Genomic DNA, 16,736 nt, shown 5'->3' with positions numbered 1-16,736 from the left:
CCCCGGGTAGGTATCATCCCCTCGTATCCACTCCGGTGGCACCTGAGACGCAAGGGACCCATGGCCAGTGCCTGCGACGAGGCGGTGAACCGCCTCGGACGGCTTGCTCGACCGCGATCGACGTCGCGGTTCGTGGGGCTGCTCGTGAGCGCGCTGCTCCTCGGCCTGGTCGGCATGCACGGCCTCGGGCCGGTTCCCGCGGGCGGTGTCGGCTCCGGTCATGATCCGATGCCGGTGGCCGCGCCCATGAGCGTGGTGGCGTCGATGCCGGACGAGTGCGATCACGGCGAGGGCGGCTGCACGGGCCACGCCCAGCACGCGGATCCGACGTGCGCGTCCGCGTCGGTCGCCGGTTCGCCCGCCATGGTGCCGGTGCTGCTGCCCGACGTGGCGGCCTGCGCCGGAGTGCCACGGGCCGGCACCGCTTCGACCGGCAGCGGCCCCGACGGCGGCCGGGCGCCACCATCGCTCTCCGAACTCCAACTCCTGCGGATCTAGAGCGGCCCGCGAGGCGTCGCACGCCGAACGGCACGGCGCCGCGCTCCGGCACGCCCTTCATCCGTACCGTCCCAGGAGTTCCACCATGACCGCGCAACGCGCACTCGTACGCCGTACCGCCCTCTCCGTCACCGCGGGAGCCGCCGCACTCGTCCTCGCCGCCTGTGGCAGTGACAGCGGCAGCGAAGGACACGACATGGGGTCCATGGAGTCCGGCTCCACCCCCACCGCGACCGCCTCGGCCAAGGCCGGCGACCACAACGACGCGGACGTCGACTTCTCCAAGGAGATGATCCAGCACCACCGCCAGGCCGTCGACATGGCCGAACTGGCCACCGACCGCGCCTCCTCGCAGGAGGTCAAGGACCTGGCCACGAAGGTCAAGGGTGCACAGGACCCGGAGATCAAGACCATGTCCGGCTGGCTCACCTCGTGGGGCGAGGACGTTCCCGGGAAGATGTCCGGAGCCATGGACCACGACATGTCGTCCGCCATGCCCGGCATGATGAGCGGCAAGGACATGGACAAGCTGGAGAAGGGGTCCGGCGCCGAGTTCGACACCATGTTCCTCACGATGATGGTCGAACACCACGAGGGTGCCGTCGAGATGGCCGAGACCGAGAAGGCCGACGGCAAGTACGGTCCCGCCACGAAGCTCGCGGACGCCGTAGTGACGGCCCAGACCGCCGAGATCAAGCAGATGAACAAGATGCTCGGCAAGAACTGACGCCTCGTCAGGTAGCGGTGGGCCGACGGGGCGAGAGTCTCGTCGGCCCACTCGGGCGGCAGGCGTTCCCGCGCTCCGCCCGCTCCTTCGGTGATCTCGCCGCTCGGAACGCAACCTTCGATCGTGTACGGGTGAACGGCCGCCCGCGTTCACCCGTACCCCTTGTCGTACGCCTGGCCGCTCGTGCGGACGGGAACAGCCCGGATTCGGAGAGGTACGTGTCACAGCAGCCACAGCGAGGACGGACCGGCCGCACTTTCACCGCCTGCGGGGTGCGCCGCGCCGCCCTGATCGGCAGCCTCGCCCTGCTTCCTCTGGTCACGGCCTGCAGTGGCGGGAGCGACGACAAGGCAGCGGGGAACAGCAAGCCGTCGACCGCCGCCATGGCCGCGGTCGTGGCGCCGGCGAAGGTCGAGGTGATCGCCAACCTCACCGGTTGCAAGGTCAAGATCCGAACCGACGCGGACGAACTCCGCGAAGGGGTCTGCCACACCCCCGAGGGCGACTACCTCATCACGACCTTTCCCGAGGAGAAGTACAAGCTGACCTGGCTGGACAGCGCCGCCATCTACGGGGGCAAGTACCTAGTCGGCCCGCGCTGGGCCATCAGCGCGAAGCCGAAGATGCTCGGACCGCTGCGCAAGAAGGTCGGCGGCACCATCCAGGACCTGGAGGCCATGCACGCGACGCAGCCCTCCCCGACCTCGTCGAAGTACGGACCGGCGCCGAGCTCGTCCTAGCGGGCGACCTCGTTCCTGTTTCCGCCCGTGCCGCCGTGGTCATGGGCGGCCTGTTCTGCGTGGCCGCCACCCTCGTGGTCGCCGTGGCCTTCCCGGCCCTGCGCCATGCCCGCCTCACCGTGTCGCCGGAGTCGTCCATGTCATCCGTGGCACCCGAGTCGTCCGACGAGGCTGCGCCGAACGCGACCGACGGCGCCGGTCACGCCGACACGGAGCCACCGACGAAGGGATCGGCGCGCTGACCGGCGTTTCAGGCCGAGTTCGTCCATGACCCCCATGACCCCGCGGATGTGGTCCGCGAGGTAGCCGAGCGGATCGGCGCCGTAGAGCCGCTGCCGAAAGAACCGCTGACACAGAGGCCCTCACCCCTGCCAGATACAGGAGTTGGCCGGATGCGTTCTGCGCGAAGCGTTGACTAGAAAGCGCTTGCCCCTTACGTTTCCCGTTCAGCAGCGTGACCCGCCGCTGGCATCTCGTATATGAGATGCCAGATGCCGGAGGCGTTATGGCCTGGGGACGTGCACTCTCCAGGATGTCGCCGCGAGCCCCGTGCGGGGGCGCTGCGTCCGCAAGGCGATCCAAATGGTGAACGTCGTTCACGTACATGAAAACTGGACGCTCTCGAAGGGACGCACCCCGCATGCGTACTCTCCCCCCACGCTCCCGTCCGAGGAGACTCGTCGTCTCCACGGTCGCGGCAGCCGCTCTCGCCGTCACCACCGCCGTCGCTCTGCCGCAGCCCGCGGGTGCCGCCGAAACCTCCCCCATCGGCTTCGGCGCCGGCACCACGGGCGGCGGCGGTGCGAGTGCCGTCACCGTCTCCTCGCTCGCCGCGTTCAAGACGGCCGTCACCGGCAACACCGCCAAGGTCGTCCGGGTCAGCGGGCTGATCCCGCTCACCGGTCAGGTCGACATCGGGTCCAACACCACGGTTCTGGGCGTCGGTTCGTCGTCCGGCTTCACCGGCGGCGGGCTGCGGCTGAAGGAAGTGACGAACGTCGTCATCCGCAACCTCAACATCAGCAAGCCGCTCGCGCCCTCGGACGGCGTCACCGTGCAGAAGTCCACGAAGGTCTGGATCGACCACAACTCCTTCTCGGCGGACCGCGACCACGACAAGGACTACTACGACGGTCTGCTCGACATCAATCACGGCTCCGACAACGTCACCGTGTCCTGGAACACCTTCAAGGACCACTTCAAGGGTTCGCTCGCCGGTCACAGTGACAACAACGCGAGCGAGGACACCGGTCACCTGAAGATCACGTACCACCACAACCACTTCAGCAACGTCTACTCGCGCATCCCCAGCCTGCGCTTCGGCACCGGTCACTTCTACGACAACTACGTCGAGGGTGCCGACACCGCCGTGCACTCGCGGATGGGTGCCCAGATGCTCGTCGAGAACAACGTCTTCCGTACGACGAAGATCGCGGTCACGACGAACCGCAGCAGCGACGTGGACGGCTACGCCAACCTGCGCGGCAACGACCTCGGGGGAGCCGCCACCGAGATCTCGCGCACCGGCACCTTCACGAGTCCGCCGTACGGCTACTCCGCCGAGCCCGCCTCCTCCGTCGTCGCCTCGGTGACGAGCGGCGCGGGCGCCGGAAGGCTCTGACCGCCCCGACCGATCCCCCCAAACCAACCCCCACAACCGGAAGAAGGCACAGGGACATGACTTCTCCAGCGACCCCGCGCGCCCGCCGACGCGCACTGACCGGCACCCTGACCGCACTCGGTCTCTCGTCTGTCATGATCACGACAGTCGGAGCGCCGCAGGCGAGTGCCGCGACCTGGCCGACGCCGGCCGGCAGCCAGCCCGTGAGTTCGACCATCTCCGTCTCGGGTGTCAGGGACGGCGGCATGGTGCGGTACTACGGCAGCGGCGCCCTGGCCGGTGACGGCCAGGAGGAGGGCCAGGACCCGATCTTCAAGCTCGCGGCCGGCGCGACCCTCAAGAACGTCATCATCGGCGCGCCCGGCGCCGACGGCATCCACTGCGAGGGCAACTGCACCCTGCAGAACGTGTGGTGGGAGGACGTCGGCGAGGATGCCGCCACCTTCCGCGGCGGCTCGACGTACACCGTGACCGGCGGCGGCGCCAAGAAGGCGGCCGACAAGGTCTTCCAGCACAACGGACCCGGCACCCTGAACATCTCCAACTTCGCCGTCAGCGAGTTCAAGACGCTGTACCGGTCCTGCGGCGACTGCTCCACGCAGTACACACGCAAGGTGAACCTCAGCAACATCGAGGTGACCGGCACGGGATCCACCGCGCGGCTCGTCGGCATCAACGTCAACCGCAACGACGTGGCGACACTGCGGGGGATCACGATCCTGAACGACTCCAGCCGAAAGGTCGTCCCCTGCCAGAAGTACAACAACAACACCGCGGTCGGCACGGGCCCCGACAGCACCAACTGCCTGTACGCCGCTTCGGACATCACCTACAGGTAGGCGTGACGGACGACTGGCCCGGGTGAGCCGACACTGGTGACCTGACCCGGGTGAGCCAGGGCCCGGCGGTCGGGCGAACTTCCCCTTCCCCCACGGAGGTTCGCTCGGCCGCCGGGCGTAGTGCCGTCAACCGACGTCGAAGAGATTCGGCAGTCGCAGGAAGTGGCGGGTGCGGTCGTGGCGTTTGAGCGCCTCTAGTTCCGGGGCCCGGTACAGCGGGGTGACGGTGCATCGTTCGGCGGCCGAACCGACCCTGTCCAGCAGGGCGTTGACGGCCTGCCGGGCCGAGGTGTTGGCGCCTTCCATGGTGGCCAGATCGATGGGCACGGCCACGTAGTCGCCGGACAGGAAGAGGTTGGGGATCCTCGTGGCCGACTGCGGACGGTGGTGGAAGGTCCCCGTCGGATGGATGAGCAACTGTTCCTCGTTGACCGGGTTCGGGGTGCCGAGCCCGTCCACGGCCGGGTCGAGGAACCAGGAGTGCAGCACGGAGTCCCTGAGGACCGTACGGCCGGTGTCGTTGAGCGCCGCCTTCAACTGTGCCCACACCTCGCGGGCGACCTCGGTGCGGGTGCACTGCTTGGCCGTCTTGCCGTACAGGATGCCCGGCCGGTCCCACTCGGAGACGTCCACGGACAGACAGTCCGCGACCGTGCCGTCACCGAAGTCCCTGGGAAAGTCGTGGCCCGGCCAGTGCTGGGCCTGGGCGATCGCGGTCAGTGACCAGGGGGAGTCGATGAGGTCGAGATGGCCGTGCAGGATCGGCGTACGTTCGGTCAGGTAGAACTGGATGCCGGTCATCCAGTCCGTCTCCAGCCGGTCGCACTCGGCGAGTTGGGGGTCCGCGGCGCGTACGGCGGAGTTCCAGGTGCGGCGGGCGTGCTCGACGGGCATGGCCGAGATGTAGTGGTCGGCGGTGACGGTCCGGCGGGCGCCGCCCGGGTCCTCCATGACGGCCCCGGCGATCCGGCCCGCGTCCAGGGTCAGGTCCCGTACGGCCCAGCCGATGTTGAACTCGACCCCGAGCGACTTCAGATACGTCACCCAGGGGTCGATCCAGGCCTCGTTGGTGGGCGCGTTGAGGATCCGGTCCAGTGGTCCGTCCGCGCCCCGGCCGAGGATGTTGAAGGCGAAGGCCTCCAGCAGGGTGGCGACCGTACGGGTACTGGCCTCCTCCGCCTTGGTGGCCACGATGTTGCGGGTGATGCCGATGGCGAGGATCCGCTGGTAGTCGTACGACATCCGGCCGGCCCGTACGAACTCCCACCACGGCATCTGCTCCCAGACGTCGACGCGGCGTTCGTCGCAGCTGGTGAGGAAGACGAGGAAGCGGTTGGCGAAGTAGAGGGCCTCGTGGAGGGGGAGGTTGAAGGCGGTGTCCAGGAGCGAGGTGAGAGCGCGGCGGATCTCGTCGGGGGTGAGTTCGGCCGGGGTGTTCCCGGGCCAGGGAAGCGGGATCCGGATGTCCTCGCGACCGCCCGAGCGTGCGAACAGCATCTCCTTGGGGGTGACGAGGTTGTCGTGGACGCCGCCCGGGTTGCCGGGGAAGGGGATGCGCCGCATGGTGTCGGGCAGGTTGTGGTAGATGCCCGGGATGAAGCGGAAGCCGTGCTCCCCGGGCAGGGGCCCGCGACCGCCCGTGGCGCTGTCCGGTACGTCCATGCTGCGGGCCTTGCCGCCCAGCGCCTTGCGCTCGTAGACCGTCACCCGGAAGCCACGCTCGGCGAGTTCGTGCGCGGCCGTGAGCCCGGCGACGCCCCCGCCCATTACGGCCACGGTCTGCGGGGCGGCACTGCTCTGGGCCGCGGCCCGTTGAGGGGCGGCCAGAGCGACCCCGCCGGCGGCCGCGGCTGTGCCCAGGAACCCTCTGCGCGTGGTGCCGCCCATCGCTCCCCCTTACCGTCGGTAACCATTGGCGCACGAGGATACGAGTGCCGCATCGATCTCGGAAGGCGACCGACGAGGCCCGAGTCACTTTGGCTTGATGCCGCATCACGTCGGTGGTACCGAGTGCGAGCCCTCGGCTGTCACTCTCGGCAGGATCGCGGTGTTGATCGGGCGGTTCCGATGCCTCCGCTCCCGAAGCGGGTGGGCGGCGCCCGCCGGTCCGGTGTGACACGCTCACCGTGCTGCCCACCGACGCGGTCGGCGATTCGGCTTCGCCGCCACGCGTGTTGTGTGAGCGCCGCCTCCGACAAGGGGTCGGCGCCTGGCTGAGGGCGGCATCGGACGAGTGCCGTGCGCGGGTGGCTGACGGCCGCCGGCTGCGTTCGCCGCTCGCAGATGAAACACCGTCAGAGGGGCAGTCGTCCCGTTGTACGTCGGCCCCATCGAAGGAGCCTCACATGTCTCTGCGCTTCCGCAAGGCCAAGGCCGTTCGGATCGTTCCGGGGTGCGCCTGAGTATCAGCAAGGACCGGCTGTCCATCACCAGCAGCGGGAAGCACGCGCATCACTCCGCGCTCCTCCATCAGACCTCGCGTCAACCCCCGCCGTGAGCGGGACAAGTCCGGCCGTCACGCAGTGACCGCCGGACTCCGGAACTACCAAGGGACATTGATGGAGAATCTCAGAAATCTCAGAAATCTCAGGGACGAAGAGGAACGGGCGCCCAAGCGCAAGGTGCTCGACCTGACTGTTGTGCAGGTCGTGGCGAGCGCGCTCGCGACCGTGGTGGGCGCGGTACTGGCATCCCTGCTGGGCGTGACCGGGACGATCATCGGCGCCGCCGTGGTCAGTGCCAGCGCGACCACCGGCGCGGCGGTCTTCTCGCATGCGTTCCGACGGACGGGCGAGGGGATCCGTGGCCGGGTGCCGCCCGTAGGAGTGCCGAGGACGCCGGGCGAGGATCGGGCGGAACACCGCGCGGACGCCCGGGCGGCGTTCGCTCTACCGGCGGACGCTTCGGTCGCCGACGAGACACCGCCCGGCACGCCCTCCGATACGCCCTCCGAAGACGAGTCGGTCACCACTTATCGGGGCGGCTCGGTCCGGAAGTCCATCGGCTGGAAGAAGTACGCCCTGGCGACGGGCCTGGTGTTCGCCCTGGCGATGGTCACCGTGACCGCGGTCGAGCTGATCATGGGCAAGCCGGTCGCTGCCGTGGTCAAGAACGAGCCGGGCAGGGGTACCTCGGTGGGCGGTGGCACGGCCGGTACTCCCGCTCCCGTCGGCAGCGGCACACCCACCCCGGACGCGTCCAGTGGCACGGCGCCGCAGCGAAGCATTTCTGCCTCGCCGGAAGAGAGTTCGGCGCCGGAGACCAGTTCTGGTTCCAGGGCCAGCTCCAGCCCCAGCGTGAGCTCCAGCTCCAGTGCTCCGGTGTCGTCCGTGCCGTCCAGCGGCGGCGCCGTGAACAGTTCCGACGCCACCGCTGACGAGCGGTGACGCGCCCGGAGGAGCTGCCCCGCAACCTGGTTGAGTTCAGGCCGAGTTGGCGGGCGACTGAGTGCGGGCAGAGGCGAAGCGTCTGGGCGGACGCAGGATCGCCTGAACTCCAACGCGGCAGATGACGAACCGTGGCCGGTAGAAGCAGGCGGACGAAGGTGGATCTCATGGGAACGGCGCGGGACCGGTCGGTGGGGTACGACGGCATCCAGGTCCCCCCGGGCCGGACCAGGTGGTGGGTGGTCGCCCTCATTCTGGGTCTACCGGCACTCCTCCTGGTCGGCTTCCTCGCCATGGTCGTGATCCGACTGTTGGCCGACGACTCCTCCAGGGCTGAGCGGCGACTTTCCCAGGGGCTTCAGGTGAGCGTGGGAGGCGAATGGGCCGGAAGCAGATGGGTGGCCTGAGCGGGACGACGACGGTTCGTGTCGTCCCTGTGAATGCTGAAGCGTCTCCTGTTTCGTGTCGGCATTCGACGCGGCGACTCCGGCGAAACACGCTGGAGCCGCTTTTCCGGGCGACTGCGCGTGTGGGTGAACAAACGCACATTCAGTATTAATACGGTCAGTGCGGCTTTGAGTATGCTCACGCGTCGCATTGGCCCGCTTTTCTTCATGGGTATCCACGTTCCGAATGCCTTGGTGTGGCGGCGCGACCCGGCAGGCGTATATTCCGCTGCGACTCGACCGCGCTTGCGCTGCCCGCGTGATCGTCAAACGGGTCCGCTCCTGGTGAAGTGCCTGAGGCGATTGACCTCAGCGGTCTCACGCAGGGTCTGCGCGATCTTCTTGTGGCACCTTCCTGTTCCGTCGGCGGCGCTTGGCTGCCGCCCTTGGGGGAGATCGCCCAGGGGTGGGTTTCCCCCTCGTCGGCCGGGGTGGGGAAACTACGTCATCCGGCCTATTAAGTATTTCTATGCATTTCGCAATTCGCTCACCGATTCATTCGGTGGGAACTCCGGCGAAGCGAAATCGAATTTCTCTCATGCGTAATACGCCAGCGACAGATGAAGGCGATTCTGTGCGACCGAGAACCGCCGAGCAGGCACCATCCCCTCACAGGAGTTGGCCCCTCGATGACGCTGAATATCCCTGACGCGCCGCTACGGCGCACCATGTCGGTCTGGAGCGCGGTGGTGGCGGCCGTGGTGATCGCCGCTGCCGTACTCGCGTTGACGCCGACACGCGCAAACGCGGTAGCCACCCCTGTGCCTCTGGGCACGGCAGCCAGTTACGGAGTACTGGGTGGTGCGACGGTGACCAACACCGGCCCCACCGTGGTCAACGGTCTCAACGTCGGCGTGAGCCCCGGGCCGGCCATCACCGGGTTCTTCACGTCCGACGGAGGGCCCGGCACCGTGACCCCGCCCGGGGTTCTGCACACGACCGATGCTCACGCGGCGCAAGCCAAGGCCGACCTGACGACGGCGTACAACCAGGCTGCCGGACAGACTCTGACAGACGCGGTGTACAACGACGCTCCCCACGAGTTCGGCGGCCAGACGCTGACGCCGGGCCTCTACAGGGCGAACAGCTCCGCAGCGATCACCGGCACGCTCACCCTGGACGCCGGGGGCAATCCCAATGCCGTCTGGGTGTTCCAGATCGGCTCGTCCCTGACGACGGCAGCCGAGAACAGCAGCGTGAGCTTCGTCAACGGTGCATCGCCGTGCAACGTGTACTGGCAGGTCGGCAGCTCGGCCACGCTCGGTACCAACACCTCGTTCGTGGGCACCATCATGGCCGACACCTCGATCACCGCCACCACGGGTGCGTCCATCAACGGCCGGCTGCTGGCCGATGCCGGCGCCCGCGGTGACGGCGCCGTGACGCTGGACAACAACAGGATCTTCCTGGGGCCCTGCGGCACTGGTGGCACCACCGGGGGTCTGATCTCGGGCGGCGTGATCGCCGGTGCCACGTCAGGTGGTGCCACGACCGGCACGACAACAGGCACCACGGGTAGCACCACGGTCGGCGTCATCGGCGGCGTGCCGACGGGCGGCGGAACCGGCGGCGCCCTGGGCGGCCTCCTCGGCGGCGTCCTGACGTCCGGCGGTACCACTGGTGGTGCTCTGGGTGGCCTCGTCGCGGGTGCCACTTCCGGCGGTGCCACAGGCGGCGCCCCGGGCGGCTCCACGGGTGGTGGCAACGGCGGCACGACCGGCGGGAACGGCCACGACCATCACGGGGAGAAGCCCGGCAAGCCCGGTCACCATGACCACGGCGGGAAGCCGGATGATCACGGCAAGCCCGACGACCACGATGGTCACGGCAAGCCCGACGAGCACGGGAAGCCCAACGACCACGAGGGTCACGGCGGCAAGCCCGATGATCACGGCAAGTCCGAGAACCACGAGGGACATGGCGGCGATCACGGCGATCACGGCGATCACGGCGATCACGAGGATCACGAGGATCACGAGGATCACGACAAGAAGTCTGCCTGACTCCATGTGAGCGAGCAGGACGGGCGGCGCGCGGCGGATCGTCATCGATTCCGTCGCGCGCCGTCGGTCGAATCTGTCGGTCGAATCTCAGGCGAAGCGGAGAAAGCCGGAATGGAAAGGCCGGGTGGGGCCGTGCGAGGCGGCGTTGAAACGGTGGATGTCGACGAAGAGGATCGGCCCGGCGCCGGGCCGGCCCCACACGGGGGCGCAAGACCCATTGCGTCCCAAGGGGTTTCGGGCCGTCCGTCCCGCCCCGCGAAGGTCCTGAAGGCGGGAACGGGAGCCGCCGTGGTCCTGTGCCTGGCGACGGCCCTGGTCCATGTGCTCCTGGTGTTTCTGCACGTGGCACCGCCGAACCCCCTCTCTCAGCAGTACAGCCGCCAGGTCAATGCGTGGGTCCTCCCACTGTTCGAGCAGAACTGGCGGCTCTTCGCGCCGGATCCGGAATCGGTGAACAGGGAGATCTCGGCGAGGACCATGCACACCGCCCCGGACGGCAGTGTGCAGGTGAGCGACTGGTTCGATCTGACGGGCGTGGACAACTCCGCGGTGAGGCACCAGGTCTTCCCCAGCCATACGGCGCAGAACATGCTGCGGCGGGCCTGGAGTTCGTATCTCGAAACCCACGGTGGTGACGATCAGCCTCGCTCGCAGCGGGCGCTGATGATCCAGCGGTACCTGACCAACATCGCGGCGGATCGCATCGCCGGCCACCGTGGCGGCACCTTCGAATCCGTCCAGCTACGGGTGATCGTCGTGCCCATCGCCGCCCCCGCCGGTCCTGCCGCAGCCGGTGGGCCCGGCTTGGCCCCCGCCGCGCCGACGCCTGCCGATACGCGGTATCTGCCCTGGTGGAAGGTGGACTCCCATGGAAACTGAGCAGCCACGCTCGCCGCACGGGAGTATCCCCGAAGGGGTGGACGGAGGCACGCCCCGCCGCGCACCGGATCGGATCGGAGACTTGCTCACCGTCCTGACCGAGCGGCCGGTCTCCCTCTACGCCGCGGCGGTTCTGCGCATCGGCTACGGGTTTCTCTATCTCGCCTTCCTGCTGCGGGAGTTTCCGCACCGCGACGAGATCTGGGGCCCCGGATCACCGTGGACCCCCGAGCTGGCCGGGCAGCTTTTCGACCAGACGGGATGGGCCGGCATCCTCACCCTGTCCGACAGCCGGCCGTACTTCGAGGCCTGTTACGCGGCAGCCCTCATCACGTCCGCCCTGTTCCTGCTGGGCTGGCGGACGAGAGTGATGTCCGTACTCTTCGCCGTCATGGTCGCGTCCTTTCACGCCAGGGCGATCTTCATGACCGACGGAGGGGACAACCTCATCCTCCTCATGGCCATGTACCTCGTCCTCACCGCGTGCGGCCGACGCTGGTCCCTGGACGCGCGCAGGGCGAGGCTACGAGCCTCCGCGGGGAAGGCGAAGAGCGGCTCGGCGGGCCTGGACGCAGGCGAGCTCCGGCATCAACTGGGCGCATCTCGCCGGACGTTGACGGCGGTGCTCCACAACTGCGGAATGTTCGTCATCGCGGCCCAGGTCTGCTTTCTCTACGGGTCCGCGGGTCTCTACAAGGTGCAGGGCGGCTCCTGGGGCAACGGGACCGCCCTGCACTACGTCCTGAACCTCGACCTGTTCCGGCCCTGGCCCGAGCTCTCGCTCCTGGCCGACGAGCACGACGTACTGATCACCGTTGCCTGCTACCTGACGGTGCTGTTGCAGGTCGCGTTCCCGTTCGTCCTGTTCGGACGGCTCAAGTACCCGGTCCTGACCATGCTGTTGGGCATGCACCTGGGTATCGCGGTGCTCATGGGACTTCCGCTCTTCTCCGGCGCGATGATCGTGGCGGACGCCGTGTTCCTGCCCGACGGTTTCTATCGGAGCCTTGGGCAGTTGCTTCGGCGGATTGGCCGGTCGGCCCATGTGGGGGAGGCGGGGGTCACGCCTCGCGTAGAGCCGGTACTCGTCCCGCCACAGCCCGCACCATCGAGCCACTGAAGGCCCTGCGGCCCGCACGGCGACAGCATGAGACGTGCTGTCGCCGACGGCGGAAAGAGGACCCGGGCTTCGACCATGGCCTCCCGCATCTCCTCCGTGCCGCTCTGATCGCGTGCCGCCCTGTGCATGCTGCGGTAGCCCTGCACGAAGCGGCCGTGGTGGACGGAGAGGGTGGACACCTGCTCCTCGAACCGCTCGCTGTCAGGGAAACCGCGGTCCTTTGCCAGGTGAGCCGGCGGCGCATCCGCCTCGGTGACGGCCTGCCGCGGTGATTCCACGAACTGCTCTTGAAGCGCGGCCCATTCAGTCAGGTAGTGCTCACGGGCCTCGGGCGACAGCTCGCTTGCCTCGGGCCCCCTTCCGGAGACCTGGTCGGCCCTGGCCGTCGCGCTGTGGATCACCGGCGGCCGTATCGGCGCCTGCCGCCGCCGCGCCCGCGCCTCGTGAAGCCGACGATCCAGACGACCAGCAGTACGGCAGCGACCCACCAGAGGGTCTGCATGGTGAAGCCGATTCCGAACACCACGAGGATCAGCAGTAGGAGAAGGATCCAGAGAAGCACGGCCGAGCCTCCACGCGGTCACAGGGACAGTTCCTGCGTTCCGCGGGGTCAGGGCGAAGCGGAAGGTGGAAGGCCTCGTCCGGAGAGTTCCGGAGCGTCGCAGCCCCACGCCTGCCGTCAGTCAACGCCCGGCAACCCCCCTTGTCAACGCGGCCTCGACACCGGGGAGTTCTGGGAGCTGGGCAGGGGCCACCGGGGTGAACGGAGCCCCGACGGGGGCTTCGGCCGGCTCGACGGGCGGAGGCGGCAGGACGTGGTCCTCCCACCAGGACAGGCCCAGCACGGTGGCGAGCAGCACGAAGGGGGTCAGAACCGGGACGATCAGCGCGTACATGTGTACCGCCTGTTGTGGATGCGTGCGACGCGTCGGGCAGCGGATCGTTGCCCGCTCGGAGCGCATCGGGGTCGCGCCGTGGATCACAGGAGGACGGGCGCGTGCGGGAACGGCGTCGCTCGTGACGCGGCAGGTTCCGGAACAGATGCGCAGGGTGCGCCCTCTGCGGAGCGCGATGGCGGTGCGACGCAGCCGGGGGCCGGGGCGGCACGACGCACGCTAGCCCTCCCCGCATTTCCCGGATAGACGTCAAGCGGCCATCCATACCGGACCGTACGCAGTCGCGTCGCACGGTATCCGCCGTCGTCGGGCAGGACTACGCTGCGCGATGAGGCCCCAGTCCCCGGTATCGACGCTGTGTCCCGCGCCCGGGGAGGCCATCCGTGTTCGCCCTGCTACTCGTCCTCATCCTGGTCCTGTTCGGCCTCGGCTTCCTCGATCCCGTCTCCTGGGCCGCGGCAACAGGTCCGACCTCGGGGACCACCGGGTCCATGAGCGGCGCCGGGATCGTCAGGACCGCTGGGACCGCAGCCACACCCGCCGGCACCGAGCGCGCTGGAGGCGCGAGAAACGGCGCGACCGCGAACGCCGCAGGTGACCCGCGATGAGGTTCATGCCGACCAGGAAAGTCCTTCCGAGGGAGAGACCATGATTCACGCGGCCGATGTCCGGGAATGGCGCGCCCTCGATGTCGTCGACACGGATTCCCACAAGATCGGCGTCCTGGAAGCGGTGTACGTGGACACCACCACCGACGAGCCGGCCATGGCCACGGTACGGACCGGCCTGCCCACCCGGCACCGTCTGGTGTTCGTCCCTCTCGATGACGCGATCGTCGGGCCGGGCTACCTCAGGGTCCGCTACGTCAGGACGCTGGTGAAGCAGGCTCCTTCGATCGGCACCGACGACGTACTGCCCGCCGAACAGGAGGAAGCGATCTTCAAGCACTACGGACTGGCCTACAAGCCCGGTGCGGCCGGTGAGCGGCAACTGGCACGCCGCTGAACCCTTTTGGCCAGGATGGCCGCGTTGTGAGGTACGCAGCATGCACCAAGTGACCACGCACCGCGAGGTACCGCCGCTGTTGACGGCTGGGACGTCGGCGGGGGACGGCGCCCTGGCTGCCGAGGTTCTCGAACTGCGGGCCAGCAATGAGCAGTTGAGCCAGGCGCTGGTGAGTCGTTCGGTGATCGACCAGGCACGCGGGATGGCCATGGTGCTGGCGCCGTGCTCCAGTGACCGATCCTGGGACCTGCTCGTGGACGTGTCGCAGCACAGCAACGTCAAACTCCGCGACGTGGCCGCGGCCCTGGTCGCCACCACGGAGGGCCGGGAACTCCCGGAGGCGATACGCCGCGAGTGGCGTCGCGCGTTGCGTCGTCTGCACGCGCCGGAGTGGCCGTGACGGCTCAGGAGCAGAGACCGAACTGGGTGACCGAGGCCGCTCGGTCACCTGGCACTGCGAAGGATCCGAGTCGCCCTGACCGGCTGGCCGTAGGCGCCTGTGCCCCGGTTCCTACGCCTTGGCCGGGCGCGGGCCGGTACTCGCGTGGTACGTGTCCCGTGCCTTCTGGACTCGGTCCCGTGCGGGGCCCTGTGCCGCGCCGTCGAGATTCAGAGGTGGACGCAGGCTGGAGATGAGTGCGGTCTCCAAGGGGACGGGTTCGGGGTGTTCGGCCAGGGTGCGGCGCAGGGTCGATCCACCAGGCGTACAAGCCCGAAGTCCTGGGCAGCGCGGTGGTCGCCGCGTCAAGAGCTCGCGGCGTGGTCAGCAGGGCAGCCGTGACCTGACGAAGGGGTGCGTCATCAAGCATGGGCCGCGCCCTGGGCGAAGGACGGCAAGCGCGTTGTTGTTCTTCGGAGTTGAGCAGCCTCGTTGACGTCTGGTGTCCCCGAGGGGGACGGCCTGGGAGGCTTCTGGATTCGGCCCGGGCGCGTCATCCGCCGGCCCCGTCCGCTTCGCCGGGCAACCACTGCAGGGCGAACCAGAGTTCCATGCGTACGCCGGGGTCCTGAAGGTCGACGTCGAGGAGCTCGCCGACCCGAGCCAGGCGGTGGCGCACGGTGTTGCGGTGGACGTGGAGGGTCGCGGCGGTGCGGTCCCAACTGCCGTGCAGGCTCAGCCAGGTTCGGAGTGTGTCGAGGAGGACCGAGGTGCCCGGCGCTCCGGCCCCGTCGAGCGGGGCGAAACGGGTGCGGGCCAGATCCCGGGCGTCGGCGGCGTGGACGAGTCCGTGCACGGTGAGTGGGTCCTCGGTGTGGACGACGGCGGGCGCTTCGGCGGCGATCGCGCGTTGGAGGGCGCGTTCGGCCTGACGCTCGGCATGCGGCAGGTCCGACGCCGGCGCGGGTGTGCTGAAACCGAGCACCCAGCCCAGGTCGGCCGCCTGCGCGGGAGCCTCGGGGCGGGCGTCCGCTGCGCTGGGGACCAGTGCCTTCAGTTCCGCGCTGTCGACGTGCAGGTAGGGAGTTCCCAGGGCGGTGGCCAAGGCGGCCAGTTGCGCAGGGTCGTCGCCCGGGTGCGGTGACCGCGTGGAGCCCGGGGGCGTGTGGCGGCCGTGGACCACGATCCAGGACTGTTCGGCTTCGGTCGTGTCGGCGGGCGCGAGGGCGGGTGCGACCTCCGCCGGGGCGGCCCCGAGCATGAGGCGTACCAGTGCGCCCGCGCCGCGGGTGTCGGTGCCCAGGGCGTGCCGGGGGCTGGTGAGCAGGGCCAGCAGCACGGTCGCCGTGCCGGTGACCTGGCGGTGGACCAGGGTCGGTGCCGTGGTGGCGGCCTGTCCGAGGGCGAGTGTCGTAGTGGTGCCGTCCGCTGCGGGCAGCGTGTGGACGGTCAGGTGGGTCCCGCCCTGATGATCGGCTGCCGCGGCCGGTGCGGAGCGTCCGGCGGGGCCCGTACGGGCGCGGGCGGTGGTGCGTACGGCGAGGTCACGGACGCGTTCCGGCGTGGGAGACGCGGGTCGGGGGCCGGCGCTGAACAGTTCGGAGCCCTGGGCGTCGTAGAGCACGGCCCAGGCGCCGGCGTGCGCGCTGAGCTGGGCAAGCACTGCCTGGAGCGCATCCGGCCGGGCGGCGGCCGTGGCCAGCGCCGACTGCGCTCGCGAGATCGCGCGCAGCTCACGGTTGCGGGCCTCGGCGATGGCCGCGTACGCGGCCTGCCCGACGGCCACGAACGGCGTGGCAGGCGGCAGCCGCAGGAGCGGGAGCCCATGGCGGTCGCAGGCGGCGACGAGCTCCGGCGGAACCTCCTCGTGCACGGGTGCGACGCCGAATCCGAGCGCGCTCACTCCGGCGGCGACCACCCGTCGTACGTACGTGTCGATGCCCTCCGCGTCGAGAGGAAGACGCACGCCCGCGGTGAGCAGCAGTTCGCCGCCCACCAGATACGGCGTCGGGTCCTCGATCTCCGTGGTGCCGACCGTGCTGACCCGGACCCGGTGGTCCCCGGCGGGGCCCGCGATCTGGCGCAGACCCAGCACCGGGTCGGCGAGCAACGTGCTCAGGGGTACGGACGGCTGCTCGGACTCGGTCATGAGGAGACATCCTTCCGGTCCGGCGGCATCACATGGGACTGCCGGAAT

18 protein-coding genes are annotated in these 16,736 nt (G+C 69.1%); 14 read left to right on the top strand and 4 right to left on the bottom strand.

Annotated elements, in window-relative coordinates:
* The first annotated feature begins 60 nt into the window (after positions 1–60).
* The 6 genes from ACH4YP_RS28495 to ACH4YP_RS28470 all read left to right on the top strand — a co-directional run bounded on the left by ACH4YP_RS28495 (position 61) and on the right by ACH4YP_RS28470 (position 4,425).
* A complete protein-coding gene (locus ACH4YP_RS28495) occupies positions 61–498 on the top strand; it encodes a DUF6153 family protein (protein ID WP_361063959.1) in 438 nt (145 codons plus the stop codon).
* 85 nt (positions 499–583) lie between these two features.
* Positions 584–1,225 (top strand): DUF305 domain-containing protein, encoded by a 642-nt coding sequence (locus tag ACH4YP_RS28490; protein ID WP_361063962.1) that lies wholly within the window; start codon positions 584–586, stop codon positions 1,223–1,225.
* 218 nt (positions 1,226–1,443) lie between these two features.
* Complete coding sequence (locus tag ACH4YP_RS28485) at positions 1,444–1,965, top strand: hypothetical protein (RefSeq protein ID WP_398493308.1); 522 nt, start codon at positions 1,444–1,446, stop codon at positions 1,963–1,965.
* A gap of 59 nt (positions 1,966–2,024) precedes the next feature.
* Positions 2,025–2,207, top strand: a complete 183-nt coding sequence (locus ACH4YP_RS28480; RefSeq protein WP_398493306.1) for a hypothetical protein — start codon at positions 2,025–2,027, stop codon at positions 2,205–2,207.
* Between the two features lie 398 nt (positions 2,208–2,605).
* Positions 2,606–3,586, top strand: a complete 981-nt coding sequence (locus ACH4YP_RS28475; protein WP_398493304.1) for a polysaccharide lyase family 1 protein — start codon at positions 2,606–2,608, stop codon at positions 3,584–3,586.
* 56 nt (positions 3,587–3,642) lie between these two features.
* On the top strand, positions 3,643–4,425 hold the full coding sequence (locus tag ACH4YP_RS28470; protein ID WP_361063970.1) for a pectate lyase: 783 nt from the start codon (positions 3,643–3,645) through the stop codon (positions 4,423–4,425).
* 126 nt (positions 4,426–4,551) lie between these two features.
* Here ACH4YP_RS28470 and ACH4YP_RS28465 read toward each other — a convergent pair whose 3' ends face one another.
* Complete coding sequence (locus ACH4YP_RS28465; protein WP_398493303.1) at positions 4,552–6,312, bottom strand: FAD-dependent oxidoreductase; 1,761 nt, start codon at positions 6,310–6,312, stop codon at positions 4,552–4,554.
* A 671-nt stretch (positions 6,313–6,983) separates the two neighbouring features.
* Between ACH4YP_RS28465 and ACH4YP_RS28460 the strand changes: the two genes are divergently transcribed.
* The 5 genes from ACH4YP_RS28460 to ACH4YP_RS28440 all read left to right on the top strand — a co-directional run bounded on the left by ACH4YP_RS28460 (position 6,984) and on the right by ACH4YP_RS28440 (position 12,259).
* Positions 6,984–7,811 carry a hypothetical protein gene (locus ACH4YP_RS28460; protein ID WP_398493301.1) on the top strand — a complete coding sequence of 276 codons (828 nt, stop codon included), beginning with the start codon at positions 6,984–6,986 and terminating at the stop codon, positions 7,809–7,811.
* A 167-nt stretch (positions 7,812–7,978) separates the two neighbouring features.
* Complete coding sequence (locus ACH4YP_RS28455) at positions 7,979–8,218, top strand: hypothetical protein (RefSeq protein ID WP_361063979.1); 240 nt, start codon at positions 7,979–7,981, stop codon at positions 8,216–8,218.
* 668 nt (positions 8,219–8,886) lie between these two features.
* Positions 8,887–10,260 carry an ice-binding family protein gene (locus tag ACH4YP_RS28450; RefSeq protein ID WP_398493299.1) on the top strand — a complete coding sequence of 458 codons (1,374 nt, stop codon included), beginning with the start codon at positions 8,887–8,889 and terminating at the stop codon, positions 10,258–10,260.
* Positions 10,261–10,266: 6 nt separating this feature from the next.
* On the top strand, positions 10,267–11,139 hold the full coding sequence (locus tag ACH4YP_RS28445; RefSeq protein WP_398493298.1) for a DUF5819 family protein: 873 nt from the start codon (positions 10,267–10,269) through the stop codon (positions 11,137–11,139).
* Positions 11,129–12,259, top strand: coding sequence for an HTTM domain-containing protein (locus ACH4YP_RS28440; RefSeq protein ID WP_398493296.1), 1,131 nt, complete (start codon positions 11,129–11,131; stop codon positions 12,257–12,259). The genes ACH4YP_RS28445 and ACH4YP_RS28440 overlap by 11 nt, the downstream gene beginning before the upstream one ends.
* A gap of 397 nt (positions 12,260–12,656) precedes the next feature.
* Here ACH4YP_RS28440 and ACH4YP_RS28435 read toward each other — a convergent pair whose 3' ends face one another.
* On the bottom strand, positions 12,657–12,821 hold the full coding sequence (locus ACH4YP_RS28435) for a hydrophobic protein (protein ID WP_361063990.1): 165 nt from the start codon (positions 12,819–12,821) through the stop codon (positions 12,657–12,659).
* A gap of 121 nt (positions 12,822–12,942) precedes the next feature.
* Positions 12,943–13,155 carry a hypothetical protein gene (locus ACH4YP_RS28430; protein WP_361063992.1) on the bottom strand — a complete coding sequence of 71 codons (213 nt, stop codon included), beginning with the start codon at positions 13,153–13,155 and terminating at the stop codon, positions 12,943–12,945.
* Between the two features lie 383 nt (positions 13,156–13,538).
* Between ACH4YP_RS28430 and ACH4YP_RS28425 the strand changes: the two genes are divergently transcribed.
* From ACH4YP_RS28425 to ACH4YP_RS28415, 3 genes are read left to right on the top strand one after another with little or no spacing between them, the layout of a single operon-like run.
* Positions 13,539–13,763: a hypothetical protein gene (locus ACH4YP_RS28425; RefSeq protein WP_361063995.1), complete on the top strand. Its 225-nt coding sequence runs from the start codon at positions 13,539–13,541 to the stop codon at positions 13,761–13,763.
* Positions 13,764–13,803: 40 nt separating this feature from the next.
* Entirely contained in the window at positions 13,804–14,160 is a 357-nt protein-coding gene (locus ACH4YP_RS28420; protein ID WP_361063998.1) for a PRC-barrel domain-containing protein, read from the top strand.
* A 40-nt stretch (positions 14,161–14,200) separates the two neighbouring features.
* On the top strand, positions 14,201–14,560 hold the full coding sequence (locus ACH4YP_RS28415; RefSeq protein ID WP_398493294.1) for an ANTAR domain-containing protein: 360 nt from the start codon (positions 14,201–14,203) through the stop codon (positions 14,558–14,560).
* A gap of 532 nt (positions 14,561–15,092) precedes the next feature.
* Here ACH4YP_RS28415 and ACH4YP_RS28410 read toward each other — a convergent pair.
* Entirely contained in the window at positions 15,093–16,688 is a 1,596-nt protein-coding gene (locus ACH4YP_RS28410; protein WP_398493292.1) for a PucR family transcriptional regulator, read from the bottom strand.
* Positions 16,689–16,736: the final 48 nt, after the last annotated feature.

This window comes from Streptomyces sp. NPDC020747, from assembly GCF_044334695.1.
Taxonomy (GTDB): domain Bacteria; phylum Actinomycetota; class Actinomycetes; order Streptomycetales; family Streptomycetaceae; genus Streptomyces.
This window is presented reverse-complemented; position numbering and strand designations above follow the sequence as displayed.

Coding starts and splice junctions, on each gene's coding strand:
- ACH4YP_RS28495 (WP_361063959.1), top strand. CDS start 61: ATGGCCAGTGCCTGCGACGAGGCGGTGAACCGCCTCGGACGGCTTGCT.
- ACH4YP_RS28410 (WP_398493292.1), bottom strand. CDS start 16,688: ATGACCGAGTCCGAGCAGCCGTCCGTACCCCTGAGCACGTTGCTCGCC.
- ACH4YP_RS28460 (WP_398493301.1), top strand. CDS start 6,984: ATGGAGAATCTCAGAAATCTCAGAAATCTCAGGGACGAAGAGGAACGG.
- ACH4YP_RS28450 (WP_398493299.1), top strand. CDS start 8,887: ATGACGCTGAATATCCCTGACGCGCCGCTACGGCGCACCATGTCGGTC.
- ACH4YP_RS28490 (WP_361063962.1), top strand. CDS start 584: ATGACCGCGCAACGCGCACTCGTACGCCGTACCGCCCTCTCCGTCACC.
- ACH4YP_RS28430 (WP_361063992.1), bottom strand. CDS start 13,155: ATGTACGCGCTGATCGTCCCGGTTCTGACCCCCTTCGTGCTGCTCGCC.
- ACH4YP_RS28475 (WP_398493304.1), top strand. CDS start 2,606: ATGCGTACTCTCCCCCCACGCTCCCGTCCGAGGAGACTCGTCGTCTCC.
- ACH4YP_RS28415 (WP_398493294.1), top strand. CDS start 14,201: ATGCACCAAGTGACCACGCACCGCGAGGTACCGCCGCTGTTGACGGCT.
- ACH4YP_RS28455 (WP_361063979.1), top strand. CDS start 7,979: ATGGGAACGGCGCGGGACCGGTCGGTGGGGTACGACGGCATCCAGGTC.
- ACH4YP_RS28465 (WP_398493303.1), bottom strand. CDS start 6,312: ATGGGCGGCACCACGCGCAGAGGGTTCCTGGGCACAGCCGCGGCCGCC.
- ACH4YP_RS28420 (WP_361063998.1), top strand. CDS start 13,804: ATGATTCACGCGGCCGATGTCCGGGAATGGCGCGCCCTCGATGTCGTC.
- ACH4YP_RS28440 (WP_398493296.1), top strand. CDS start 11,129: ATGGAAACTGAGCAGCCACGCTCGCCGCACGGGAGTATCCCCGAAGGG.
- ACH4YP_RS28470 (WP_361063970.1), top strand. CDS start 3,643: ATGACTTCTCCAGCGACCCCGCGCGCCCGCCGACGCGCACTGACCGGC.